Below are 24838 nucleotides of genomic sequence, written 5' to 3'. Positions count from 1 at the left end.
TACTTTGACGATTGAATCAACCGGAATTTTCATGCGCATTATCATTTTAGTTCTTGGTACACTGACAGTCCTGTCCTGTAACGTCGGTGTATCACCTGACGGGGCCAGGTTTAGCAGTGATCCAACAATTGCCCCGGTTCAGCCCGGCCTGATTGACGAAGCTTCGGGCATTGTCGATAGCCGGACGCAGCCGGGAAACATCTGGGTTGAACAGGATAGCGGTAGCCCCGCTGAACTGGCCCTGCTCGGACATGATGGTCAGTTGAAAGGTAAAATTAGTATACCCAATGCAACGAACGTGGATTGGGAAGATCTGTCGATTGGTCCTGGCCCACAGAGCGGTAAAAACTACCTGTATATCGCTGATATCGGTGATAACAATGCCCAGCGGCCAAACTGCGTGATTTACCGCTTACCCGAACCGGCCAGTTTGCAGGAAGCAATCGGGCAGGTCGAGCGAATAAATTTCAAATACCCCGACGGTCCACGCGATGCCGAAGCGCTCCTGGTTGACCCGCAAACCCGCGACACCTGGATTTTTTCGAAGCGGGAAGGCAAAATACGGATGTATCGGCTTCCGTATCCGCAGGATGTGAATCAGGTAACTACCCTCGAAGCTTACGGAGAATTGCCGTTTACGTACGTTACAAGCGCGGCTATCTCGCCCGATGGAACAGAAATTTTGTTACGGACATACCTCCAGGTTTTCTACTGGAAACGTGAAGCCGGCCAAACCGTTGCTGATGCCATGCAGAAAGGAACCGCTCGTCAGTTGGTTGTCAAAGCCGAACCGCAGGGGGAAGCTATCGCCTTCGATAAGGACGGCAGAGGGTTCTTTACCCTTAGTGAACGCGCGAGTGCTTCGTCGGTAAATCTGTACTACTACGCCAAACAGTAAGCAGTAAGTAGAAATTAATAAACGTTTTGGTTCGACAGCGGCTTACGTCTGAATCAAAACGTTTCTTTGTATCTGTGAAAAAGAAAGCTGCTGTCATTGGAGCGGGTATCGCCGGACTTGCGGCATCCATCCGCTTAGCCGTAAAAGGCTACGACGTCGATGTGTTCGAAGCCAATTCGTATCCGGGTGGTAAGCTCTCCGGCTTTGACCAAATGACGCCCGACGGTCGGACCTACCGGTTCGATGCGGGGCCATCGCTCTTTACGATGCCTCATCTGGTCGATGAATTATTCCGGCTCGCGGGCCGCAATCCAGCCGATTATTTTGAGTATACCCGACTTGATGAAACCTGCCGCTATTTCTGGGATGATAACACCCGGCTGACGGCCTGGGCTGATCTGAATCGATTTGGGCAGGAAGTCGAAACCGTACTAGGCGAACCCGCTCGTCACCTGCACCAGCACCTCAACGATAGTGCCCGGAAATACCAGGTAACCGAGAAATTGTTTTTACAGCGCTCGCTTCATAAAATGTCGACCTGGCTCAACCGGGATGCTTTAACCGGCTACCTGAACCTGCCCTGGCTGGGTGTGTTCGGCACGATGAACGAGGCTAACAACGGGCGGTTTAACCATGCCAAACTGGTTCAACTGTTCAACCGGTACGCCACGTACAACGGCTCCGATCCGTACCAGACACCGGCTACGATGAACATCATTCCGCATCTGGAATACAACATCGGCGCTTTTTTTCCGAAAGAAGGTATGATCAGCATCACCACCTGTCTGCTGAAGCTGGCGGAAGAACTGGGCGTTCACTTTCATTACAATACACGCGTTACCGAGATCATAACGGAAGGTAAACAGGTAAAAGGAATCCGAGTTAGCCGCGCTAACGGTATCGACACGGTCGAAGCTGCGCTGGTCGTTTCCAACATGGATATTGTCAGTACGTATCGCAGGCTGTTGCCAACTGCCCGCCAGCCGGAGCGGATTCTGCGGCAACCCAAATCAAGCTCAGGGTTGATTTTCTACTGGGGTATCAAGCGGCAGTTTGCAGAACTTGGGTTGCACAATATTCTTTTCAGCAACAATTACCAGACTGAATTCAAAACGTTGTTTCAGGAGAATAACGTCTCGTCTGATCCAACGATTTATCTGAATATCACGTCAAAGCTTAAACCGGACGATGCACCCGACGGTTGCGAAAACTGGTTTATTCTGTTAAATGTGCCCAACAATACGGGACAGGATTGGGATGCGATCATTGCTCAGACCCGGCAGAATGTCATTCGAAAGATTAGCCAGAATCTGGGAGTAGATATCGGCAAGTACATTGAAACGGAGTCTGTACTGGACCCTCGAAGTATTGAAGCACGAACCTCGTCGGCACAGGGAGCGCTTTACGGCAACAGCAGCAACAATCGCTTTGCGGCTTTTCTGCGTCATGCCAACTTCTCGCGTCAATTCGATAACCTTTACTTTGTTGGCGGAAGCGTCCATCCGGGTGGTGGAATCCCATTGTGTTTACTATCGGCCAAAATCGCTACGGACTTAGTGTAGTTTTCAGCGTCGATTAGTAGTTTTTAGGGCTTGCTATGGGTTAAGCTGAAAACTGCTTTTTATCTTGCCGAATGGATTCGTCGATTCTGATTATTGTTCTGAGCTTATCCGTTCTTATTTCCTACGCGTTCGACTTGTTTAGCAGCCGGTTACGAACGCCTTCTGTGTTATTGCTCTTGCTACTCGGTCTGTTGACCCGGCAGGCGACAAACTATTTCGGGGTTCAACTTCCGTTTGTCAATACGATTTTACCGACACTGGGTACGCTAGGCTTAATCCTGATCGTACTAGAAAACGGCCTTGATCTAGAGCTACACGGCGACAAGCTAGGCATTATCCGACGTACGTTAATCGCTTCGTTGCTTTCGGTCGCGGGGATCACGTTTCTGCTGGCCAGTGTTTTATACCTTTTGCTGAATGATTCTTTTTACCATTGTCTGATTGCCGCGCTACCATTCTCCATTATCAGTAGCGCTGTGGCTATTCCAAGCGTATCAAATCTGTCGTTCGGGCAGGGCGAATTTGTAATTTACGAGTCGGCTTTTGCTGGGATCATTGGCGTCTTACTGTTTAATTTCCTGCTTGTCAGCCGCGATTCCGTATTAAGCGCCATCTGGTTTTTCGCCCGCGATACCTTTATCATGGCGTTGTTATCGCTGATTTGCTGCTTTCTGCTGTTGTACCTGATTGGCCGGATCAACCACCGGATCAAATTTCTGCCGATCATCTCCGTACTGTTCCTCGTCTATGCCATTGCCGAGATCAATCATTTGTCGTCACTGCTGCTGATCCTGATTTTTGGTTTATTCCTGAATAATACCGAACTGTTTATTCGGGGGCAGTTGAGTCGTATTCTGAAAAATGACTTGTTCGAAAAGGAATTGGAGCAACTCAAAAACCTCACCGCCGAAGGCGCTTTTGTCGTTCGTACTTTCTTCTTTCTGATCCTAGGTTACGCGGCAAGCCCCAGTGAGTTGTGGGACCGGGACGCATTGATTGTCAGCGCTATCTTTGTGGCGGTCATCATTGCCTGGCGTTGGGTTACCCTGCGACTGACGTATCAGGGACCAATGAATCCGCTGTTATGGATAGCTCCCCGCGGATTGATCACGGTCCTGCTTTACCTGAACATTCCCGAAAGTATGCGGGTGATCGGTATTCGCGATGGTATACCCATACTGGTCGTTGTATTGTCGCTCATTGTGATGATGTTGGGCGGGCTGAGGCAGAAAACTGCTATTCAAGAAGAATAAAACTCACTCAGTTGACGTCTTTAGGTACGGCCAGAATGCCCAGAACGAACGCTTCGTTAAGTAAGTCAGGTTGGCTTCATTGGCAAATGCTTCGCGCTCAAAACTAATGTTTCGGTACGCTTCGTAATGCTCCCGGTAGTGAAGCCGCCGGACGAAGTACTCGACGACATACCAGATGTAGAAAAGCAGAATGCCTAGCTCGGCCTGCTGGCGCAAATGAATTCGTTCGTGGTTGAGTAAAACGGCTCCCGGATTAGGCTTTCGCACCAATATAAACGGGAATAAGGCCATCCCATCGGGACCAAGCGAGGAAACACGAATGACGAATCTAGCCATTGGTTGAAAGAAGGTGATCAACTCTTGATTGGTACAAATGAACATCCACTAGAAAAACAGTGACTACCGAAGGGAAATTCCATTCATCGCTAAAGTCTTGTTTTTTGGCGAAAAAGTATGTTTGCGATCTCGTACATTTGGTGAAACTCACTAACTAAATCGAACCATGAAAAAACTATTTATTGCCTTACTTTCACTGCCCTTACTTTGCTATTCGGCAATGGCCCAGACAACGCCAACTGCCGACGAAATTTTAGATAAATACATTGCGGCCATTGGTGGTAAAGATGCACTGACGAAAGTCACAGATGTAACGACAAGTATGTCCAGCGAAGGGCAGATGGGAACCATTATGATTACCCGAAAGCAGAAGTTGCCCAACAAGTTTTCGATGGTGATCAACGCCAACGGAATGGAGGTTATGAAGCAAACGGGCGACGGTTCGAAGATTGTAATGGGCGGTATGCAGGGAAACAGCAACACGCTGGAAGGATCGGCAGCCCAGCAAATGACCGCGATGAACGTTATTTTTCCGGAACTACATTACGCTGAGAATGGAATAAAGTCAACCGTTGTTGGCCCGGAGAAAATCGACGGCAAAGACACCTACAAATTGAGCCATACGACCGCCGACGGTTCCGCTACCTGGACGGACAATTTCGATGCGACAACCGGATTGAAAGTGCAGTCTGTCGTGACGAGCAATAACGCGCGTGGCCAAATGACGATGACATCGGGTTATTCGGACTATAAAGAAGTAAACGGGGTTAAGTTTCCCATGACGATTACGCAGCAGTCGCCACGCGGGCCGATGACCATGTCGGTTGATAACGTGAAAGTCAACAAGGGGCTGAAGGACTCCGACTTCACCATCAAATAAGGAGTCTGATTATAAACGCGCACTGGCAGGCAAAATACTAAAATAAGCTTTTGCCTGCCAGTGCGCGTTTGTAGTTATTACGAGTTGATTACTTCACCACCGTTGACGTGAATTACCTGACCCGAAAAATACGACGCGTCTTCCGACGCCAGAAAGACGTAAGCCGGTGCTAATTCGGCGGGTTGACCAGGGCGTTCCATCGGTGTTTCGGAACCAAATTTTTCGACTTCTTCGGGCGTTTTGGTCGCTACGATCAAGGGCGTCCAGATGGGACCAGGCGCTACGGCGTTAACGCGAATATGGCGATCCACCAGATTTTGCGACAACGAACGCGTAAACGCCGTCACGGCTCCTTTGGTAGACGCGTAGTCGATCAGGGCTTTGCTACCCCGGTACGATACAACCGACGTAGTATTGATGATGCAATCATACGCACCCATGTGAGGCAGTACGTTTTTGGTTAGCCGGAACATCGCGAGGATATTTAGCTCGAACGTTTCGCGCATCTGCTGGTCCGAGATATCGGTAAACTCCTGTTGCTCGATGTGGTTGGCTGCATTGTTGACCAGAATGTTGATCCGACTGTAGGTGCTGATCACTTTACCAACAACTTCCCGGATAAACGATAGTTGTTTGAGATCGCCCGCCAGCAGTAGGCAGCGACGGCCTTCAGCCTCAACCAGTTCTTTTGTCTTTTGGGCGTCCTGTTCTTCACGGGGATGGTAGACAATCGCCAGATCAGCGCCTTCGCGGGCAAAGTGAATCGCCACCGCCCGGCCAATGCCCGAATCACCACCCGTAATCAGCGCAACTTTATCGATCAATTTATCGGCTCCCTGATAGTTGTCCCGAATATAAATCGGCTGAGGGTCCATTTCATATTCAAGTCCCGGCTGTGCGTCCTGATGCTGGGGCTTGGTTTCAATTTCCATTTGTTCCATAACGAAATGAGTTTGATGATGCCAGGTTTCAAACCCGACACGGGCTATTTTTTTCGATCCGACTTTATGCCGAAATCCAGCCTATTTGACTACGTGTTGATGATTGTACCACCATTGGGGTGAAGTACCTGGCCGGTGATGTAGGAAGCATCGTCGGATGCGAGAAACACGTAGGCGGGTGCTACTTCACTGGGTTGACCGGGCCGTTTCATTGGTACGTCTTTCCCAAACTGCGCGACTTCCTTGGCACTGACCGAAGCCGGGTTGAGCGGAGTCCAGATCGGGCCGGGCGCTACACCATTCACCCGAATTCCTTTTTTGATCAGGTTACCGGACAAAGCACGCGTAAATGCCATGATCGCTCCTTTGGTCGATGAGTATTCCAGCAGGTCGGCGCGGCCCTGATAAGCGGTTACCGAGGTCGTGTTGATAATGCTGTCGCCTTTGGTTAAATAGGGTTCAGCGGCTTTGGTGACGCGGAAAAACGAATAGATGTTAGTTTCGTACGTTGCTAGCAGAGCCTCATCGGGAACCTCTTCGAGCGATTGGTGCTGCAATTGCAGACCAGCATTGTTGACCAGAATATTCAGCTTGCCGAGTTTCTCGACAGTGTCTTCAACAAGCTGCTTGCAGTATTCTTCCTGACGAATATCGCCGGGGAGGAGCAGGCATTTGCGGCCTTCGGCCTCGACGAGTTCCTTTGTTTTCTGGGCGTCCTGTTCTTCGCGCGGATGGTACGAAATCGCGACATCAGCGCCTTCGCGGGCAAAATGAACGGCTACCGCCCGACCAATGCCCGAATCGCCACCGGTGATAATAGCGACTTTGTCTTTTAATTTGTTAGCTCCTTTGTAAAGGTACCGGATCACCTTCGGCTGGGGATCAAGTTCAGCCTCAATACCCGGTTGGATAGCCTGATGCTGTGGGGGAATTTTTGCTTCCATAACGTTGATTTGGTTGTACTTAACTTGATAAGCCAAAACCAACGACGGTTGTTTTGAGAAAGCTACTGTTTTAGTAGATTTTGTGTCCTCCGCATTTCGTATGTAATATCGTACCGTCAACTTAGTGAAGTGGCAGACACCGCATCACGGCACAAAAGAATTTAGACGCGTGAATTCAATAGAAATAAAGCAGGCTTTGGTGGAACAGTGCAGAGCGCACGTTCAACAGCGTATCGAAACCGCCCGGCAAGCGATGGAAGCGGCTCAGGAATCCGCCAATTCCGAATCAAAAAGCAGTGCAGGGGATAAGTACGAGACGGGCCGGGCGATGGCGCAACTTGAGCGTGACCGCTACGCCCAACAGCTCGATGGTGCTCTGACGTTGGAGCAGGAACTCGCCCGAATCAATAGCGAAAAAGAGTACAGCACCGTTCAGCCGGGTAGTCTGGTAACGACCAATCGGGGAACGTTTTTTATTAGTATCAGCGCGGGCAAACTCAGGGTCGATAACAAGGATATATTCGCCGTTTCGCCCGCATCGCCTGTTGGAGTGGCATTAGCCGGTCGGCGCGCGGGCGAAGAGGTTACGTTCAATAAGATGGTTTATACAATTGTAAGCGTGGCTTAATTTAATAAACGCGTTCGCCACCAATCCAGGTCTGCTTCACTTTGGTATCGCGTAGTTGCGGATTGGGTACCTGCATAATGTCGCGGTCCAGGATGACGAAATCAGCTTGTTTACCCACTGCGATGCTGCCGCGCAGTTGATCGTCGAAACACGCGTAAGCGGCCCAGCGTGTCATAGCCAGCAGCGCCGACCTACGATCAACCGCGTTTTCCATCTGGTAACCGCCCGCTGGAAAATTCTTTGCGTCCTGACGCGCAACCGCTGCGTGAAAGCCAAACAGAGGGTTGACAGCCTCAACGGGAAAATCGCTACCGAACGCAATCATTCCGTTCTGTTTCAGTAGATCTTTGAAGGCATAAGCGCCTTTAACGCGAATAGGACCAAGCCGTTCTGCGGCCCAGTACATATCGGAGGTGGCATGAGTCGGCTGTACGGACGGAATAATGGAATACTGACCGAATTTCTGAACGTCTTCGGGCGATACGACCTGAGCGTGCTCAATCCGCCAACGACGGTCGTTGCGACCTTTCAGCAATTTTCCGTACAGATCGAGCATCAGGTGGTTAGCGGAGTCGCCAATGCAGTGGGTGTTTGCTTGAAAGCCGCTAGCGTGCAAGAGTTTGGTGACACGCTCCAGCTCACCCGGACTAAGCAACAAAAAACCGCCTGTTTCGGGTCGGTCGGTATACGGACGCCGAAGGCAGGCTCCACGCGATCCTAAAGCACCATCGGCGTACAGCTTAAACGAACGAACCGTCAGTCGATCCGTCTGAAAAGGCCCGCGCTTCAGAAAATAATTTAGATTCGGTTCGCCAAGGCTGACCATCGCATAGTCGCGAATCTTTAGCTTGTTTGCTTTGTGTAAGCTATCGATGAGGTTGATTTCGTCAGGGCTAATGCCCGCGTCTGAAATGGTGGTGAGTCCCAGCGATACGCATACTTTTTCGGCGGCTTGCAGCATCTGTACTTTGTCGGCATCGGTCGGTTGTGGAATTACCCGTTTGATAAGCTGCATGGCATTATCCACCAGAACGCCCGTTGGCTGCCCATTCTTCACCACGACTTCACCGCCCGGTAGTTTTGAGCTGGCCGTTACTTTCGCTAACCGTAAGGTCTTTGAGTTGACGAGCAGCGCATGACCGTCTACCCGCATTAGTGCAACCGGTACATTGGGAAAGGCAGCATCCAGTTTCTCCTTAGTCGGAAATGTTTTGTCGGGCCAGTCGTTCTGATCCCAGCCCCGGCCCGTCAGCCACATAACATCGGGGTGTTGCTGATGAAACGATTTCAGGCGTTCGATCACTTCATCGTAAGAAGCGGCACCAACCAGATCGGCTTGATTGAGAACTTGGCCTAAACCAAGAAAATGGGAGTGTGGATCGTAAAAACCAGGGTACACGGGCTGGCCGCCTAGGTCGGCTGTACTGTCGGCATCGTATTGGTCAGCGAGTGTTTTAGCCGCGCCAACCGCCAGAAATTTACCGTCTTTGATCACAAAGGCATCGGCTACCGAAAAGCTTGAATCAGCGGTATAAACACGGGCATTTCTAACGAAAAGGTCAGCTTTCTGCTTGGAGGAGCAGGCTGACAGGAATAGGAATGAAGCAGTGATTAATAAAAGAGGGCGTATCATGACTGATGTTGGGAAAAACGCAAATTAACGGAAACGTCAATAACCCGACCAGCTAATCACAGATTCTTGTATTTTTGTCTGAATCGTCATTGTCAACAATAACTCAATGAAGCTCCGTAATTGGATTCTTTTTACCTGCCTCTCTTTTCCGGCCCTTGCCCAACAACCTCAAAACCCTATTCAACGCGCTCAACAACGAACGTTCACGGTGGCTACCATACCGCAGCCGGGTGACGTGTTGACACTTACCCAGGCGATTGAACAAGCTGTCAGCAAGAACTACCAGATTCAGATCAATCGATCTCAGGAAGAGATCGCCCGAAACAACTACACGAAAGGAAACGCGGGTTACCTGCCTTCGCTGGTCTTTAACGGGCTTTCGAACGGAAGCTTGCAGAGCTTCCGGCAAACGTACCTCGACGGCCTTCGTCCACCGCAGGAAGCGAATGGGGTGTTTAACCGAACGACCAATCTGGGGATCAACCTCAACTACACTGTTTTTAATGGCTATGCCCGGTCGGCACTGTATGCACAGCTTCAGCAACTTTTGAAGATTACATCAGTAACGACGCGCGCCAATATCGAAGCGACAGTAGCCGGTATCGCTACCAGCTACTATGATGTGATTCGGCAGCTTCAGCGGCTGATCGCCTTTACCCAAGCCCTTGACATTTCACGTGAGCGACTCGAACTGGCACGTGCCAATTACGAAGTCGGTGCGCGGTCGAAGGTTGATTTTTTGAGTGCTCAAGTAGATTACAATACGGATAGTGCTGCTCTGATTGCGCAGGAACAAGCGTTGCGTAACGCAAAAGTGCTGCTCAATACACAACTGGTACGCGAGCCGCTCACCGAGTTTGCCGTGCGCGATACCATCATTGCGCGTCCTAACCTGGAGTTTGCATCGCTCCAGCAATCGTTGAATACAAATAACCCATTGCTGATATCGGCAGTCTTAAACCGAACACTTGCCGATGTGAGCATCCGACTGGCAAGCGCCCAGCAACTTCCACTGGTAACGGCACAAACGGGATATACGTACCAGTTCCAGGACAATCAGGGAGGATTTGGTATCAGAACGGGTCGGACGGGATCGCTCAATTATTCGGTAACAGCCTCAATCCCAATTTTTAACGGGTATAACCTGAAACGGCAGATTCAAAATGCACGCGTGAACACGATTATCGCTCAAAATCAGGAGAACGATCAGCGCTTACAACTTCATTTAGCGCTTACGCAAACGTACCAGACCTACCAAAACAGTCTGCGGCTGCTTAACCTGGAAGTTCAGAACAACCAGTTAGCGAACCAGAACGTCGATATTGCTTATGATCGTTACCGGATCGGGAACTCAACGTTTGTTGAATTTCGGGATGTGCAACGCAACGCTATCGATGCCCAAATCCGTCTGATCGAGGCAGAATTCACTGCCAAAGCGGCTGAAATCGAGTTACTTCGGTTGAGTAGTACGATCACGCAGGAACTAGGTCGGTAATTAAACAGTCGGGGAGGTAGCGAGTTATAAGGTCGGTAAATCAGCCTATTACGGGACAACTAACTTTATAACTTGCTATGCCTTTCACCAAAAAAGAGTACCCTGATTCGCTAAAATATTTTATGGCACCCGTTCGCAACAAAGCGATTGATATTGTCAACGCCCTGCTTGCCGAAGGATCTGATGAAACGCGCGCCATTGCCATAGGAACCGCCAAAGCTGAAGAGTGGGCTTCTAACCGGGGTATGAAAATCCGTAAGGATAACGCTCCGGAGAACAAAAAATAAGTACTTGGGTACGAGCCGATCCATCTACTTATTTTGTCCACTACCATGAAAGAACCCGTTCAGCCCTTCGACTGGGAGCGTATTGTTATTCACGAATTTCCCTGGTTGTACCTTGGTGAGGTCGCTCTTCGAACGGCCTTTATGTTCCTGATTCTGCTAACCGCGCTGACAGTTTCCGGTAAGCGGGAAGTACGGCAGTTATCCATTTACGAACTGGTGCTGGTTATTGGCCTCGGTTCTGCCGCTGGCGACCCTATGTTTTACGACGATGTGCCGCTGGCGTCGGCGGTGGTTGTATTTGTTGTGATGATGGGTTGTTATAAACTCGCCACCCGCATTAGCGACCGGAATGAAACAGTCCAGAAAATCGTTGAAGGGCAACCCGTTTATGTCATCGAAAACGGGTGTATTCTCGTTAACAATTTTAGCCAGGAAGATCTGAGTCAGGACGAGTTGTTTGCCGACCTACGTGTAGAAGGTATCGAACAGCTCGGGCAGGTTCGTGTGGCTATTCTGGAGGCCAACGGGCAACTGAGCCTCTTCAAATTTAAAGAAAGCGATGCGCAGAAGGGCCTGTCCATTTTGCCCAACGACCTGATGCGTCGTTCGGAAACAATTCGTCAATCGGGGGAGTACGCATGCGCTAATTGCGGTCACGTACAGACGTTTACAGGACCCGTTAATCAGTTTGTTTGCCCACGCTGCCGCCACTCGGAGTGGACCGAAGCCGTACAGTGAAGCATCTGTAGCCTAGATTGCTTTCCTTACCTTGGGGTTCTTGATGACTTTCTTAACCTGATCGTTGAGAAACTTGAGCAGCAGCTTCTCGACACCATCCAGCCCATGTGGACTTGTCTTTCGAAAGCGATTTTTATGCTCAATGTATTCGTTTAGATCCCGACATTCGTAGGACTCCAGAACTTGCGGATGGATGTAGTGCTTGCGACAAACCGTCCGGGTGTTGCCTAGTTTGTGCGACACCTCGTCAAGGACAGTGTTGACGTTCTTTTTCAGTTCTTTCTCCGACTCACAAGGCTCCAACTCGACCAGCAGACGTAGCGCATTGACCGTTCCGGCCCAGGTTCGAAAGTCTTTGGCCGAAAAATCTTCGCCCATTGTTTCATGCAGGTAGTCATTCACCATACCCGAATCGATGGAGTGACGGTCGCCCTCATCATCCAGATATTGGAACAGTTCTTTGCCAGGAATTTCGCGGCAGTCCTTCACCAGTTTGGCCAATCGGCGATCCTGAAGCGTAATATCGTGGTAAATGCCTTTTTTGCCTTTGAAGCTGAAACGTAGATTGGACCCTTCTGCTTTAACGTGTCGGTTTTTTAGCGTTGTCAAGCCGTAAGAACCATACTCTTTTTCGTAAGCCGCATTGCCCACCCGAATAAGGGTCTGCTCCATGACACTGAGCGCAATAGCGATTACTTTTTCGCGAGTTAGCGACTTTTGTTTCAAATCTTTGTCGAGCCGAGCGCGAAGTTTTGGCAGGGCTTCCCCAAACGCCACCATGCGGAAGAACTTTGTTTCGCTGCGGATCGCGTTCCAGTTTGTGTGGTAGCGGTACTGTTTTCGGTTTTTGGTGTCGATACCCGTAGCCTGCAAATGACCATTTGCCTTTGGACTAATCCAGACGTGCTCCCAGGCCGGGGGGAGCGCCATGCTTTTGATGCGAGACAGGGTTTGCTCGTCCTCGACAGCGTGCTCGTCAGTGTCAAAGTACGAAAAATGATCGCCGGTTTTGCGACGGCTGATGCCCGGCATGGTGTCGTTCATGTACACAAGTTTAGCTGCCTTGGCAGCCTTAACCGGGTCGTGTGCCAGTTCCAGTAAATCCACGTTCGTTGTGTTTGGTGGATTGGTAACTGATTGGTTAGGGAATTGGTTAGCTGGACGATTAAAGTATTTCGCCTGGTGATTACCGCCGAAAGGCATCTGAATTCGCCCGTTGGTCCCGCCTTGAATATACAGACGATTAGCGCTCAGCGGCTTTCCCAAAAAACCAGAGTGCCAACGCACTGGCGTAGTGATAAAAATCCGTCGGGTGAATAAATGATTCAAATGACTCCGCTTTCGTTGCAAGGCCCATCATCATGGCGGCCAGCACAATCCAAAGTCCCCGTTTGTTGCGCTGAAGCAGCGAAAAGACAGCCAGCAGCATAAGAACCAAAATAGCCAGAGACGGCACGATAGGGGTAAAGACGCGCACTTCGGGCAGCAGCAGCATGATAAACGTGAACAGGCCAAACAACATGGTCGTTACGAAGGTCATCAGTGAATAAGACCGTCGATTCAACAATCCCCAAACCCCTACTACTGCACAGATTACGCCCAGACTGTCGGATAGCACGACCATCGAGCGGTGTAAGGGTTCAAGCGACTTGTTGTCTGCGTAATGAAAAATGCCAATTAGTGCAGCGAGAGAAACCGTGAGTAAAAAGAAGCCCCACAAAAGCCGGTTAAATAAGCTTACTCGCTGAAAAAAATGCCAGAATACCCCAACGCCCGTTCCGGCTAGAATAGAACCAGAGAGAATGTGCGAAAAAATCATCACGTAATTTACGAAGATTCGGCTACTTTTGCCCAACTTATTTAAAGATGCACGATTAACAGACGAAAGGCAAAGGCAGTAGCTGTTAAAGTCTTTGCACGATCGCCGGTTCGTTTTGCGTCAAATTCAATCGCATCGCCAACGATTTACTAACTGTCATGAGTGTTTTAGTTAACAAGGACTCCAAAGTTATCGTCCAGGGCTTCACTGGCTCGGAGGGCAGTTTCCACGCCCAGCAGATGATCGAGTATGGTACCAATGTTGTCGGTGGGGTTACACCCGGCAAAGGTGGACAAACGCACCTGAACCGCCCCGTTTTCAACACCGTTCAACAGGCTGTTGACGAGGCTGGTGCTAATGTTTCTATCATTTTTGTACCACCCGCTTTTGCTGCTGACGCTATCATGGAAGCTGCGGAGGCCGGTATTCAGGTGATTATCTGCATTACCGAGGGTATCCCGACGGAAGACATGGTGGCCGTGAAAAACTACCTTGCCGATAAGGATGTTCGACTAATCGGTCCGAACTGTCCGGGGGTAATGACGGCGGAGGAATGTAAAGTTGGCATTATGCCTGGTTTTATTTTCAAGAAAGGCACCATCGGAATCGTTTCTAAATCAGGAACGCTGACTTACGAAGCCGTTGACCAATTGACAAAGGCTGGTCTGGGACAAAGCACAGCCATCGGTATTGGTGGAGACCCAATCATTGGAACGACAACCAAACAGGCTGTCGAATTGCTGATGAACGATCCCGAAACCGAAGCCATCGTTATGATCGGTGAAATTGGTGGTGGTATGGAAGCCGAAGCCGCTCGCTGGATCAAGGCGGATGGTAATCGCAAACCCGTTGTCGGATTTATCGCTGGTCAGACTGCTCCTAAAGGACGTAGAATGGGTCACGCGGGCGCTATTGTAGGTGGAGCCGATGATACCGCAGCCGCTAAAATGGCGATCATGCGTGAATGCGGTATCCACGTAGTTGAATCTCCTGCGCTTATCGGCGATACCATGCTGAAAGCGCTGGGCAAATAAATTTCTAAAGAACACTAGTGAAAGCGCAGAAGACCGGACCGTGGGGTAGTAAAAGAGTGACAAAGAAGCTACTAAGTTGTACAGGATTAGGTACGACTATGCTTCCTCGCTTTTTCCCCTTGCCACAGTTCGCTCTTCTGTTCTTTTTTTTGCTGTTAACACAAGTTGCCTTTCCTCAGACACGTACGGAAGGCATTGGACCGTCCAACCAGTATTACCCCGTTCACGATTTCAGGGATGACTTTCAGGTCTACGACGAGGTAGCTAAAGCGTATGTTCCTTATATCGTCGAGCAGCAGCCCGACCAACGAGCGCTTAGCACATATGTCGATCTGGAAAGTAATCGAAACTACAATTTGCTTGTTTCGACCCAGCAGGACGGGTATCTGTTTATCAACGCAGCACTGAAGCACAAACTGGAGGCCGGAAAATGGTACGTGTTCAGCATCGATAGTTTATACCGTGCCTTTCGACAACCTGAGATCTTTTTGACGATCTATGGGGCTCCTGGCTTAACGAATAAGCAACTATTTATCGGTTATCCTAAATCGCTGACGCAGAAGCCGGTTGTTTTACGTGATGATAACCTGAGCGTACGACCCCGTACGTTTTCCGTTTACGACAATTTTCTAAGTCTGGGATTGTTGTTTCTGCTGGCAACGCACACGTTTCTGTTCTCGTTCTACCACCGGGCTTTTTTACGGTTCTACAGCTTGCGCGATTTGCTTTCACTGCGGGCGCAGGAAGAATCGTTTCTGATTAGCCGTCCATTGAGTGGCACCAACGTCCTTTTTGTGCTTAATCTGAGCTTTGTGGTTGCTTATCTGATGGTGTTCGTGCAGAGTCGTAACCTCGATGTGTTCTTATCCCGACATTTACTGGGTAAACAAAGCCTATGGTCCATACTGGGTGAGTTTGCTATACTGAGTTTCGTAGCGTTTATTACCTTAATGGGAAAATATATAGCCTTAGAGGTTATTGGTGGATTATACAAGCTACAAAGTATCATCAATATCCATTTTTTCAAGGCTTTACAATCGTCGATGCTGTTTTTCACGGTGTTAACGCTGCTGCTGGCTATAATTGCTTATAACACAACGAGTACAACCTGGTCAGAAAGTGCCTTGCTATTGCCTATTTTAATCTTCTACCTGGCCCGTTTGGCCTTTCTATACATTGTCATACGTAGTCTTGAATCTATCAAGAATCTGTATTTATTTTCGTACCTTTGCATCGTTGAATTGATTCCACTCATCATAGGCCTTCGTTTCGCGCTGTGAGAGTGGTTTACAGTTTATAGCTGCGGTTTATGGTTGGTTTTCTGGTCAATTATAAACCAAAGCCATGAACTCAGAACTGACTATTGAAACGAGTTGAGATTCAATGAACGAGACCAGCATGCAATCCACAGAAGACCGGCTAACGAAGGTTAATCGGCTGTTAGTGACCCAATCCCGCCCTGCCGACGAAAAATCTCCCTATTTTGACTTAGTCAGCAAGTATAACATTCAGATCGATTTTCGTCCGTTTATTCAGATACAAGGTGTATCGTATAAGGACTTCCGCCGTCAGAAAATCAACATTCTGGATCACACCGCTATCATCTTCACCAGTCGTAATGCAATCGATCATTTCTTCCGGATTTGTCAGGAAGGACGCGTTGAGGTTCCGGCTGACATGAAGTATTTCTGTATTTCGGAGCAAACCGCCAACTATCTTCAGAAATACATCATCATTCGCAAGCGGAAAATCTTTAATGGCAGCAAGACAGCAACCGAACTGTTCGATCTGATCAAGAAACACAAGAACGAAAAGTTCCTGTTTCCGTGCTCGAACATCCGGCGCAACGACATTCCGGAGTTTATGGATACCAGTAGCCTACATTTTACGGAGGCTGTTATGTACGAAACGGTCCCAACGGACTTATCAGATCTGGATATTCACAGCTACGATATAATCGCCTTTTTCAGTCCATCGGGAGTCTCTTCACTGATGACGAATTTTCCCGATTTCAAGCAAAACGGAATGCGGATGGCTGCTTTTGGCCCTACTACCGCAAAAGCTGTTACGGATGCTGGCTTAACACTCGATATTGAAGCACCACTACCTAACGCACCGTCAATGACCGGTGCCCTCGATCTTTACATCAAAAAGGCCAACAATTCATAAACAGTTGGTATCTTACGGAGGTTGGTTGTTGGAATAGGGCATTTCCAGTCCTTTTTCCAGCAGCCAACCTTTATTTTTTAGGTTCAATAAAGTTAGCAGTTTCGGCGTTTATTTGTAAACTGCACCGTACGGTTGCAATGATCTTACCAATGCGTATCTTAAATAGACAACAAGTCTTGGCGCAGGTCCCTTTTTCTTTGCTTGTATGATTCGCACACTTTACTCTTTTGCCTTTCTGCTCTTGATGCTTACCGCTCGTTCGGTTGTTGCTCAACAGGAACCACAGCTTAGTATGTACATGTATAATCCGCTCTATTACAACCCGGCTGCTGCAGGATCGGAGGGGGTATCACGCATACAGCTGACTCAACGTACTCAATACCTCGGTTATCAGCCAGTTGGTAACTCTGATCCGGGCGGTGGACAGAACTCACAGATTCTATCATTCAATATGCCATTGGCCCGTATCAAAAGTGGTATCGGCATTTATTTACTGAATGATAAAGTAGGTCCAAACTACAACCAGTCCGTACAAGTGTCGTATGCGTATAGACTAGCGTTAAAAAATGGTACGCTGTCGCTTGGTGTTCAGGCGGGTGCCTTCAACAAAGGGTATGATTACGGTCAGCTTAGACCCGGCGAGGCAGGTGACCCACTCATTCCAACCGGTCGGATCAGTCAGGTCAGACCCGATATCGGAGCTGGTGTGTATTACAATACAACGGATTACTGGTTTGGCGTAAGCGTTAATCACATCAACAAAGCATCGTATACATTAGGTACGGATCGTTCAACCAACCCATTGTATCCAAGCGCTTATCTGACCGCTGGTTATCGACTGGGCATAGGCTATGATATCGACATTCAGCCATCCATTTTGATTCAATACGCCACAGAAGGTGGCATTCGTAATTCAACCGCAACCTTAAACATTATTGGCACCTACGCGAATCGGATTTGGGCTGGTGTTGGCTACCGGTATCAGGATGCAGCTATGATTACTGGTGGTATTAATTTGATGCGTAACAATGCGCTACGCGTTGGCTATTCGCTTGATATGGTCTTGGGAGCAAGCACGAAAAGTGCAACGTCGCACGAGATTATACTGGGTTATGCCTTGCCGTCGCCCGACCCTCGGAAGAAGCCAATTATCCGGACGCCACGCTTTCGGTACTAATTTGATATAAAAATGGATTATTTTAGATTTGTTGCGTTAAATAACAGTCACTAACATTTTGGCAATATTCTTGTTAGGCTGTTTGCAGATGGCTGCTTATTTTTGAAGGAAGTGAGTATAAACAAAAACACCCTTACCAATTGGGAGACAAGCAGTCAAGCAACGTTTTTAAGAAATTCCGCGTAAAGAGAAATCCACATACAATATCTAATCGGATTTTCGTTTTTAGTCTGATCTCGCACAAGAAGAAGGTTAAAAGTCTTATAATGATGAAGTACAACTGGTTTACAGCCAACGCAACCCGAGTGGTAATGGTCGCAGCCGTGATTCTGCTGATGCAAGGTTGCGGCTTTATGAAATCAAAATTTGGTGGTAAGGACGGCAAAGGAGGGGAAGTCGGTGTAACCAATGGAGAAATCACGGCTACGGGTCGGAAAGGTTGGAAGCAACCAACTCCATATGGTATGGTACTGGTTCCATCTGGTTCGTTTATCATGGGGCAAGCCGACGAAGACGTTGCGGCTACTCAGATCAACATGAACCGTCAGGTAACGATCAGTTCGTTCTATATGGACGATGCTGAAATATCGAACCATGAATATCGGCAGTACGTCAACGCGCTGCTGGCCGACTCGGTATCCGTATTGGGTGAAGAGGAAATCATGGCAAAATATTACCCGGATACTACGGTCTGGAAAAACGACTTTACCTATCACAACGGTGACCCAATGCTGGAGCACTATTATGCACACCCTGCTTTCGATACTTATCCGGTCGTAGGAGTTAGCTGGATCGCGGCTAAACATTTCTGTCAGTGGCGGACCAATACGCTTGACGATTTCCGTACGAAAGACGGTGGTTATCGCTCATTTGGCTTCCGTCTTCCATCCGAAGCGGAGTGGGAGTGGGCTGCCCGTGGTGGCAAAAACGGTGCCAAGTATCCTTGGGGTAACCCATACGTTGCCAACGGTAAAGGCTGTTATCTGGCTAACTTCAAGCCTCAGCGTGGTAACTTCGATGCCGACGGTTATCCATACACGGCTCCAGCGACAGCGTACAGCCCGAACGACTACGGTCTCTATAACATGGCCGGAAACGTTGCCGAATGGTGCCGCGACGCTTATGCGGACAACTCAAACGCCGTCGTATGGGATATGAACCCTGATAACCAGAATGCCGATGAACCTCGGAAAGTGGTTCGGGGCGGTTCCTGGAAAGATATCGCTTACTACCTCGAAACGGGTACCCGCTACTTCGAATACGAAGATCAGAAGCGTTCCTACATCGGTTTCCGTTGCGTGATGGACAACCTTGAGGGCCGTGCTGCATCGGGTCGTGGTGGCCGTGTAGGCAAAAGCAAATCCAGCAAAAAAGCATCCGCTAAAAAAGCATAAGCGTATCGATGGGTGGTAGACGAGACAAAATACTTCTCTACCACATATCTAATTAGCTGGCATTCAACTAAAATCTTAACCACAAAAAGTTAGTTACCTGTTCCAACCAAATCGCTTATCATGGCAGCAGCAAAGTCCACGAATTTCTTTTGGGATCGTTTAGTACCAACCATTTATAGTGCCGGTGCAGCCGTCGTAATTGCGGGTGCCTGGGCAAAGATTACCCACAATGAAGGTTTAGGCTGGCTCTTAACAGCCGGTCTGTTGACAGAGGTCGTTATCTTCTTATTATACGCTGTTCAGAGCTTCACTAACCCAGCAACAGCTGATGACGGCTACGCCTGGGAGCGCGTTTATCCTGAGTTGGCTGATGATTACAAAGGTGAAGCCCGCAAACCAGCTCCACAAACAAACGGTCTGACTGGTAATATGGATCAGATGTTGGCGCAGGCCAAAGTAACGCCTGACGTATTTGAGCGTCTGGGTTCAGGTTTCCGCAACCTGAATGATACGGTTTCGAAACTGACCGATCTGACGGACGCAACTGTTGCTACGAATGATTACGCTCGCAACGTTAAGTCGGCTTCTAGTTCGATCAGTGAGATGAACAAGTCATACGGTACAGCCATTACAGCCATGAACTCAATGGCCGACGCAACGACCGACGCTAAAGATTATCGCGATCAGTTTCAGAAAGTTACCAAAAATATGGGCGCTCTGAATGCTGTTTATGAGCTGGAATTGCAGGATTCCAACAAGCACCTGAAAGCAATGAATGCTTTCTACGGTAGCCTCACTTCGGCTATGGAGAACATGTCAGACGCAAGCCGCGACGCTCAGCAGTTCAAAAACGAAATGGCGAAGTTGACCGGTAATCTTGCTTCGCTCAACAACGTATACGGCAGTATGTTAACTGCCATGCGTGGTAGTCAAAATCAATAGTCTGGTTTACGGTTTGCGGCTGGAGACTATTTCTTACAGTGTAATAGTCTCTGTTGCAAACCGTAACGCTATATTCCACATATCTAATCCCCGTTTTCTACCATAATTTATGGCAGGCACTAAAGAGACACCCCGTCAGAAAATGATCGGGATGATGTATCTGGTATTGACCGCGTTGTTAGCATTGCAGGTAACGTCGGCTATTCTGGAGAAATTTGTATTGATCAATAACAGCTTAGAGCAGTCAACCGGTGCTGTAAGTAAAGTGAACCAGTCAACATTTGACAACATTCGCGCTACGGTAGAAAAATCAGGTAACCGAGCTACTGACCTTGCTATTGTTAAGCAGGCTGATGAAGTCCGCAAACTAACCGCTGACGTTATCGGTGAAGTTGATAAGCTAAAAGAGCAAATTATTGAAGCTGGTGGTGGCCGTGATGAAGCTGGAAACATCAAAAACTTGAGCGAAGAAGAGAAAGTCGCACAGTTGATGATTGGTACGGGCCGTACCGGTGCTGCTTTCAAACTGAAAGACCAACTGAACGGCTACATCGATGCTGTATCGAAGTATGCGGGTACCAAATATCCGGCAATGGCTCTTGATGGCAAAGATGATCCTATCGCTAGCCAGTCACCGGATCAGCGTAAGAAGGATTTTGCCGAATTGAATTTTGCTCAGACACCCGTACCGGCTGCATTAGCGGTATTGAGCCAGAAGCAAGCTGATGTTCGTCGGATCGAAGGTGAAGTGCTGGATGCCCTGGCTAGTAAAGTAGGTGCTCAGGACGTGAAGTTCGACAAAATCATTGCCATGCTGAGCATGGAATCGAAAGTTGTCGTGGCAGGTACGAAGTTCAAAGGACAGATGTTCCTGGCTGCGTCGTCGTCGGGTATTCAACCACGAATGAGCCTGAACGGCGGTGCTGTTCGGATGCAGGACGGTCAGGGTATTGTTGAGTTTACCGCTCAGGGTGGTGCTTACGACAAAAACGGTCTGGCGCGTCGGGTTCTTAACGGTTCGATTGCTTACCAAACAGCGGCTGGTCTGAAAACTGTACCGCTTACTGCTGAGTATTTCGTAGCTAAGCCGTCGTATCAGGTTGAAACAGGAACGATGCCGCCATTGTACTTAGGCTGTGCCAACAAACTGAGCATTCAGAGCCCACAGCTAGGAGCGCTTTGGAACCCGAATTTCTCAGCTGACGGTGGTGCTGTGATTCAGTCAGGCGAGAAAGGTAAGATCACAGTTGTGCCTAGTGCTGCAAATCTTTCCCTAAACATTAGCAACAGTGGTAGTTTGCTAGGAACGGAACGCTTCCGGGTTAACCGCGTGCCTCGCCCAACGCTTGAAGTTTTTGTTGGTGGAACACGGGCTAACGACCCTCGTGGCGTCCCTGTATCATCGGCACGGAGCGTTCGGATTCAGGCCGTTGCTGATCCAAGCTTTGCCGCTTACTCACCAGACGATGCCAACTTCCGTACAACCGGGGCTACGGTTTCTTTAGTGCGCGGAACGAAACGTATACAAGCGGTTACAGTGCCCGCCGGTGGTGGATCTATCGCTGGGTTGGCTGCTGAAGCGCAGCCTGGTGATCGATTGGTCATTCAAGTTGATGGTGTGCAACGTCGGAATTTCCGTGGTGAAGTTAGTGATGTTCCAATGGGAAGTACATTGTCGCAAGTTTCGCTTTATTAATGCACTAAAGTGGTTAGCGGTCCGTTAACATACTTGACAACAAATAGTAGCCATGACACAAAGAAGAACGATACGATATGCTGGAGTGCTGGCCGCTGCAACGCTGGCCTTGGCGGGTGGGAGCGCAATGGCTCAAGAGAAAGCGAGCAACGGCACTAACTCGCTGTCCGTTCGTGGAATAAACGAGAACGACATCATGATGAAGAAGACCCTTTGGCGTCGTATCGACCTGAAGGAGAAACAAAATCAGTCGATGTTCTCGAAAAACAATGAGATTTCTAAGTATCTGATTGAAGCGGTAAAAGCAGGTCTGATCGATGCCTATACGAACGATTCGTGCACGACGAAGATCACAGCTCAGAAGTTTCATGAAAATATGCTGATTCCAAACACAGGCGGTGGTCTTTCGGAAGAAGAGAAAGCCGCTGGTTTTACGGAAGATGGCAAAAACGGTGCTGCCAACGATGGTTGGGACAGCCCTAAAAAAGACAACAAAAAAGCGGCTGATGACGGCTGGGGTGCTCCCAAGAAAGCTGCTGCTGAACCTGCTGATGATGGCTGGGGTGCTCCGAAGAAAAAATCGACGGTAGCGAAGAACGCAAAAGGCAAGAAAGGAAAGAAAACCATTGCGGCACCTGTCGAAGTACCCAAAAAAGATACTGTAGCAGTAGCGCAGACTCCTAGTTTTTCGGGTGATGAATATTTTGCGAAGGAGCTAAATATCCTGGAGATTAAAGAAGACTGGATTTTCGACCGGAAGCGTTCACGTTTGTACTATGACGTGCAGACAGTGACGATGTTACTTCCTGCTGACAAAAACCAGGCTGGTTTTGAGGTGCCAATTGCATCGTTCAAATACAAAGATCTGGATAAGCTGTTCCGTAGCGATCCGAAAAAATTCATCTGGTACAACCCGCAAAACCAGGCTCAGCACAAAAACCTGGCTGATGCCTTCGATCTGCGGTTGTTCTACGGACGCATTACGAAAGTGGCTAACCCTGGCGATCAAGACCTGATCGGTATGTACGGTGATCGGGAAGGCTTATTAAAATCCTACCAGACAGAGTACGAACTGATGGAAACAGAGCACAGTCTATGGGAATACTAAGAAAAAAGCGGGTTTAAGCCCGCTTTTTTTGTGAAACACGAAGAGCGACCCTACTAGGGTCGCTCTTCGTGTTTATTGTTCAATGGTGTCAAAATAGCTTTTAAGCTTTACGGCACGATCCTTACCGACCACCTCAACGACTTCTTCAAATGATGCTTCACGGATTTTCGTGACTCCTTTAAAATGTTTGAGCAGCTTGGCCGCCGTCTTCTTACCAATTCCTTCCACGTTTTCTAACTCACTAATCAGACTATTCCGACTTCGTTTGTCGCGGTGATAGGTAATGGCGAATCGGTGCGCTTCGTCGCGAATTCGCTGGATAAGCTTAAGGGATTCCGACTTCTTGTCGATGTATAACGGTAAGTTATCTTCTGGAAAGTAGATTTCCTCAAGACGTTTGGCAATACCGATAATGGGTACTTTACCGTACAGATCCAACGCTTTTAACGCATCGCAGGCCGCGCTGAGCTGTCCTTTGCCACCATCAATAACAATAAGATCGGGCATGTCCGTTTGCTCTTCCAGTACACGCGTGTAACGGCGTGTAACCACTTCGTACATGCTCGCAAAATCATTTGGCCCGACAACTGTTTTGATCGAGAAATGCCGGTATTCTTTGTTCGCAGGCTTACCACCGATAAAGCATACCATCGCCGAAACAGGATTCGTCCCTTGGATATTTGAGTTATCGAAGCACTCGATGCGATTGGGTAAATTTTTGAGTTGTAAATCTTGCTTTAACCGGATAAGTACACGGTCTTTTTTGCTGGCGTTCGCTGTCGCTTCGGCGGCTGCCCGTTCCTGGCGCTCCCGCCGGAAGTACAGCACGTTCTTGAGCGACATGTCCAGCAGCTTTTTCTTATCGCCAATCTGCGGAATAGTCACCTCAGCCTGCAAATCGACATCTAACGAGATGTTTGTGATAATCTCTTTTGCCTGGCTACCATACTGCTCACGAAACTCAATAATCATCATCGCCAGCAGATCGGGATCGGTTTCATCAAGCTTCTTTTTTACTTCTACCGTATGCGCCTGGACAATCGTACCGTTGACCACCTTCATAAAATTGATGTAGGCCGCCGAGTCATCAGAAGCAATCGAGAAAACATCGGCGTCTGCAATTTTAGGGTTAACAACCGTCGATTTACTCTGGAAGCGTTGCAGCACGTCCATCTTCTCTTTGTACTGCTGAGCTTGTTCAAACGCCAGATCATTGGCGGCTTCCACCATTCGATTTTTGAAATACTCCTGTGCTGGTTTTAGATTGCCTTTCAGGATGTGGTGGACCTGCTCAATATCTTTGTCGTAGTCAGGTTCGTTCTGCTTGCCTTCACAAGGCCCCTTGCAATTGCCAATGTGGTATTCGAGACAAACTTTGTATTTACCCGCTTCAATGTTCTCCGGAGCCAGGTTGTAATTACAGGTCCTAATTGTGAACAGCTGGCTAAACATATCCAGCACCGTATACATCGGCTTAAGATTTGCGAATGGGCCGTAGAACGTGCCTAGTTTGCGATCAATGCGACGAGTCGTGACGACGCGGGGGAAGTGTTCATTCGTGACACAGACAAACGGGTACGTTTTATCGTCCCGTAACAAGATATTAAACTTCGGCTGGTAGCGCTTAATAAGCTGGTTTTCGAGCAACAGCGCATCGAATTCAGTATGGACAATGGTAAACTCAAGCTTCCGGATCTGGCTTACTAAACGAAGCGTTTTGCGGTCATGTTGCTTCGAGTTCGTAAAGTAGCTGCTAACCCGGTTTTTCAGATCTTTCGCCTTACCCACGTAAATAACCTCACCGGTTGCGTCGAAATAGCGATAAACCCCCGGCTCATGGGGTACTTTGGCAAGTTCCTTTTTGTAATCGAATTCCGGCATAAAGAAAGACCGTCAAGCAAAGT

General features: G+C 48.7%; 23 protein-coding genes. 16 read left to right on the top strand and 7 right to left on the bottom strand.

Going from position 1 to position 24838, the window contains the following annotated elements; all coding sequences use genetic code 11:
- Nucleotides 1-31: 31 nt before the first annotated feature.
- From LQ777_RS20260 to LQ777_RS20250, 3 genes are all read left to right on the top strand, one after another.
- Nucleotides 32-898 (top strand): PE-PGRS family protein, encoded by an 867-nt coding sequence (locus LQ777_RS20260; protein ID WP_232559759.1) that lies wholly within the window; start codon nucleotides 32-34, stop codon nucleotides 896-898.
- A 74-nt stretch (nucleotides 899-972) separates the two neighbouring features.
- Nucleotides 973-2460, top strand: coding sequence for a 1-hydroxycarotenoid 3,4-desaturase CrtD (gene crtD, locus LQ777_RS20255; RefSeq protein ID WP_232559758.1), 1488 nt, complete (start codon nucleotides 973-975; stop codon nucleotides 2458-2460).
- 71 nt (nucleotides 2461-2531) lie between these two features.
- Nucleotides 2532-3713: a sodium:proton exchanger gene (locus LQ777_RS20250; RefSeq protein ID WP_232559757.1), complete on the top strand. Its 1182-nt coding sequence runs from the start codon at nucleotides 2532-2534 to the stop codon at nucleotides 3711-3713.
- Nucleotides 3714-3716: 3 nt separating this feature from the next.
- Here LQ777_RS20250 and LQ777_RS20245 read toward each other — a convergent pair whose 3' ends face one another.
- Nucleotides 3717-4049, bottom strand: a complete 333-nt coding sequence (locus LQ777_RS20245) for a hypothetical protein (protein ID WP_232559756.1) — start codon at nucleotides 4047-4049, stop codon at nucleotides 3717-3719.
- A 166-nt stretch (nucleotides 4050-4215) separates the two neighbouring features.
- On the opposite strand from LQ777_RS20245, the gene LQ777_RS20240 reads away from it, so the two are divergent.
- The gene (locus tag LQ777_RS20240) at nucleotides 4216-4929 is read left to right on the top strand and encodes a LolA-like protein (RefSeq protein ID WP_232559755.1); all 714 of its coding nucleotides are present in this window, start codon (nucleotides 4216-4218) and stop codon (nucleotides 4927-4929) included.
- A 77-nt stretch (nucleotides 4930-5006) separates the two neighbouring features.
- On the opposite strand, the gene LQ777_RS20235 is transcribed toward LQ777_RS20240, so the two are convergent.
- Together LQ777_RS20235 and LQ777_RS20230 are read right to left on the bottom strand one after the other, a co-directional pair.
- Nucleotides 5007-5870: an SDR family oxidoreductase gene (locus LQ777_RS20235; RefSeq protein ID WP_232559754.1), complete on the bottom strand. Its 864-nt coding sequence runs from the start codon at nucleotides 5868-5870 to the stop codon at nucleotides 5007-5009.
- An 89-nt stretch (nucleotides 5871-5959) separates the two neighbouring features.
- Entirely contained in the window at nucleotides 5960-6814 is an 855-nt protein-coding gene (locus LQ777_RS20230; protein WP_232559753.1) for an SDR family oxidoreductase, read from the bottom strand.
- 169 nt (nucleotides 6815-6983) lie between these two features.
- Here LQ777_RS20230 and LQ777_RS20225 point away from each other — a divergent pair, with 169 nt between their 5' ends.
- Entirely contained in the window at nucleotides 6984-7442 is a 459-nt protein-coding gene (locus LQ777_RS20225; protein WP_232559752.1) for a 3-oxoacyl-ACP synthase, read from the top strand.
- Between the two features lies 1 nt (nucleotide 7443).
- Here the strand turns inward: LQ777_RS20225 and LQ777_RS20220 are convergent, their stop codons facing one another.
- Nucleotides 7444-9075 (bottom strand): amidohydrolase, encoded by a 1632-nt coding sequence (locus LQ777_RS20220; protein WP_232559751.1) that lies wholly within the window; start codon nucleotides 9073-9075, stop codon nucleotides 7444-7446.
- Between the two features lie 106 nt (nucleotides 9076-9181).
- Between LQ777_RS20220 and LQ777_RS20215 the strand changes: the two genes are divergently transcribed.
- The 3 genes from LQ777_RS20215 (at nucleotide 9182) to LQ777_RS20205 (ending at nucleotide 11595) form a co-directional block, all read left to right on the top strand.
- Nucleotides 9182-10570 (top strand): TolC family protein, encoded by a 1389-nt coding sequence (locus LQ777_RS20215; RefSeq protein WP_232559750.1) that lies wholly within the window; start codon nucleotides 9182-9184, stop codon nucleotides 10568-10570.
- Between the two features lie 77 nt (nucleotides 10571-10647).
- Entirely contained in the window at nucleotides 10648-10857 is a 210-nt protein-coding gene (locus LQ777_RS20210; RefSeq protein ID WP_232559749.1) for a DUF2188 domain-containing protein, read from the top strand.
- Between the two features lie 45 nt (nucleotides 10858-10902).
- A complete protein-coding gene (locus tag LQ777_RS20205; protein ID WP_232559748.1) occupies nucleotides 10903-11595 on the top strand; it encodes a DUF421 domain-containing protein in 693 nt (230 codons plus the stop codon).
- Between the two features lie 12 nt (nucleotides 11596-11607).
- On the opposite strand, the gene LQ777_RS20200 is transcribed toward LQ777_RS20205, so the two are convergent.
- Together LQ777_RS20200 and LQ777_RS20195 are read right to left on the bottom strand one after the other, a co-directional pair.
- Complete coding sequence (locus tag LQ777_RS20200; protein ID WP_232562880.1) at nucleotides 11608-12702, bottom strand: DNA topoisomerase IB; 1095 nt, start codon at nucleotides 12700-12702, stop codon at nucleotides 11608-11610.
- A gap of 136 nt (nucleotides 12703-12838) precedes the next feature.
- Nucleotides 12839-13414 (bottom strand): DUF6962 family protein, encoded by a 576-nt coding sequence (locus tag LQ777_RS20195; RefSeq protein ID WP_232559747.1) that lies wholly within the window; start codon nucleotides 13412-13414, stop codon nucleotides 12839-12841.
- A 158-nt stretch (nucleotides 13415-13572) separates the two neighbouring features.
- Between LQ777_RS20195 and sucD the strand changes: the two genes are divergently transcribed.
- From sucD to porN, 8 genes are all read left to right on the top strand, one after another.
- Nucleotides 13573-14448, top strand: a complete 876-nt coding sequence (gene sucD / locus LQ777_RS20190; protein ID WP_232559746.1) for a succinate--CoA ligase subunit alpha — start codon at nucleotides 13573-13575, stop codon at nucleotides 14446-14448.
- A gap of 98 nt (nucleotides 14449-14546) precedes the next feature.
- Complete coding sequence (locus tag LQ777_RS20185) at nucleotides 14547-15728, top strand: DUF4271 domain-containing protein (RefSeq protein WP_232559745.1); 1182 nt, start codon at nucleotides 14547-14549, stop codon at nucleotides 15726-15728.
- Nucleotides 15729-15831: 103 nt separating this feature from the next.
- Entirely contained in the window at nucleotides 15832-16617 is a 786-nt protein-coding gene (locus LQ777_RS20180) for a uroporphyrinogen-III synthase (protein ID WP_232559744.1), read from the top strand.
- A gap of 205 nt (nucleotides 16618-16822) precedes the next feature.
- Nucleotides 16823-17794 carry a PorP/SprF family type IX secretion system membrane protein gene (locus LQ777_RS20175; protein WP_232559743.1) on the top strand — a complete coding sequence of 324 codons (972 nt, stop codon included), beginning with the start codon at nucleotides 16823-16825 and terminating at the stop codon, nucleotides 17792-17794.
- A 266-nt stretch (nucleotides 17795-18060) separates the two neighbouring features.
- A complete protein-coding gene (porK, locus tag LQ777_RS20170) occupies nucleotides 18061-19188 on the top strand; it encodes a T9SS ring complex lipoprotein PorK/GldK (RefSeq protein WP_232559742.1) in 1128 nt (375 codons plus the stop codon).
- 120 nt (nucleotides 19189-19308) lie between these two features.
- Nucleotides 19309-20130, top strand: a complete 822-nt coding sequence (gene porL, locus LQ777_RS20165) for a type IX secretion system motor protein PorL/GldL (RefSeq protein ID WP_232559741.1) — start codon at nucleotides 19309-19311, stop codon at nucleotides 20128-20130.
- A gap of 109 nt (nucleotides 20131-20239) precedes the next feature.
- Nucleotides 20240-21826, top strand: a complete 1587-nt coding sequence (gene porM / locus LQ777_RS20160; RefSeq protein ID WP_232559740.1) for a type IX secretion system motor protein PorM/GldM — start codon at nucleotides 20240-20242, stop codon at nucleotides 21824-21826.
- A gap of 52 nt (nucleotides 21827-21878) precedes the next feature.
- Nucleotides 21879-22934 (top strand): type IX secretion system ring subunit PorN/GldN, encoded by a 1056-nt coding sequence (porN, locus tag LQ777_RS20155; protein WP_232559739.1) that lies wholly within the window; start codon nucleotides 21879-21881, stop codon nucleotides 22932-22934.
- A 72-nt stretch (nucleotides 22935-23006) separates the two neighbouring features.
- Here the strand turns inward: porN and uvrC are convergent, their stop codons facing one another.
- The gene (gene uvrC, locus LQ777_RS20150) at nucleotides 23007-24815 is read right to left on the bottom strand and encodes an excinuclease ABC subunit UvrC (RefSeq protein ID WP_232559738.1); all 1809 of its coding nucleotides are present in this window, start codon (nucleotides 24813-24815) and stop codon (nucleotides 23007-23009) included.
- Between the last annotated feature and the right edge of the window lie 23 nt (nucleotides 24816-24838).

This window comes from Spirosoma oryzicola (assembly GCF_021233055.1).
Classification (GTDB): Bacteria; Bacteroidota; Bacteroidia; order Cytophagales; family Spirosomataceae; genus Spirosoma; species Spirosoma oryzicola.
This window is presented reverse-complemented; position numbering and strand designations above follow the sequence as displayed.

Coding starts and splice junctions, on each gene's coding strand:
- LQ777_RS20235 (WP_232559754.1), bottom strand. CDS start 5,870: ATGGAACAAATGGAAATTGAAACCAAGCCCCAGCATCAGGACGCACAG.
- LQ777_RS20245 (WP_232559756.1), bottom strand. CDS start 4,049: ATGGCTAGATTCGTCATTCGTGTTTCCTCGCTTGGTCCCGATGGGATG.
- LQ777_RS20260 (WP_232559759.1), top strand. CDS start 32: ATGCGCATTATCATTTTAGTTCTTGGTACACTGACAGTCCTGTCCTGT.
- LQ777_RS20185 (WP_232559745.1), top strand. CDS start 14,547: ATGCTTCCTCGCTTTTTCCCCTTGCCACAGTTCGCTCTTCTGTTCTTT.
- LQ777_RS20175 (WP_232559743.1), top strand. CDS start 16,823: ATGATTCGCACACTTTACTCTTTTGCCTTTCTGCTCTTGATGCTTACC.
- uvrC (WP_232559738.1), bottom strand. CDS start 24,815: ATGCCGGAATTCGATTACAAAAAGGAACTTGCCAAAGTACCCCATGAG.
- LQ777_RS20240 (WP_232559755.1), top strand. CDS start 4,216: ATGAAAAAACTATTTATTGCCTTACTTTCACTGCCCTTACTTTGCTAT.
- LQ777_RS20220 (WP_232559751.1), bottom strand. CDS start 9,075: ATGATACGCCCTCTTTTATTAATCACTGCTTCATTCCTATTCCTGTCA.
- porL (WP_232559741.1), top strand. CDS start 19,309: ATGGCAGCAGCAAAGTCCACGAATTTCTTTTGGGATCGTTTAGTACCA.
- porM (WP_232559740.1), top strand. CDS start 20,240: ATGGCAGGCACTAAAGAGACACCCCGTCAGAAAATGATCGGGATGATG.
- LQ777_RS20210 (WP_232559749.1), top strand. CDS start 10,648: ATGCCTTTCACCAAAAAAGAGTACCCTGATTCGCTAAAATATTTTATG.
- sucD (WP_232559746.1), top strand. CDS start 13,573: ATGAGTGTTTTAGTTAACAAGGACTCCAAAGTTATCGTCCAGGGCTTC.
- LQ777_RS20230 (WP_232559753.1), bottom strand. CDS start 6,814: ATGGAAGCAAAAATTCCCCCACAGCATCAGGCTATCCAACCGGGTATT.
- LQ777_RS20215 (WP_232559750.1), top strand. CDS start 9,182: ATGAAGCTCCGTAATTGGATTCTTTTTACCTGCCTCTCTTTTCCGGCC.
- LQ777_RS20180 (WP_232559744.1), top strand. CDS start 15,832: ATGAACGAGACCAGCATGCAATCCACAGAAGACCGGCTAACGAAGGTT.
- LQ777_RS20205 (WP_232559748.1), top strand. CDS start 10,903: ATGAAAGAACCCGTTCAGCCCTTCGACTGGGAGCGTATTGTTATTCAC.
- LQ777_RS20250 (WP_232559757.1), top strand. CDS start 2,532: ATGGATTCGTCGATTCTGATTATTGTTCTGAGCTTATCCGTTCTTATT.
- porK (WP_232559742.1), top strand. CDS start 18,061: ATGATGAAGTACAACTGGTTTACAGCCAACGCAACCCGAGTGGTAATG.
- LQ777_RS20195 (WP_232559747.1), bottom strand. CDS start 13,414: ATGATTTTTTCGCACATTCTCTCTGGTTCTATTCTAGCCGGAACGGGC.
- porN (WP_232559739.1), top strand. CDS start 21,879: ATGACACAAAGAAGAACGATACGATATGCTGGAGTGCTGGCCGCTGCA.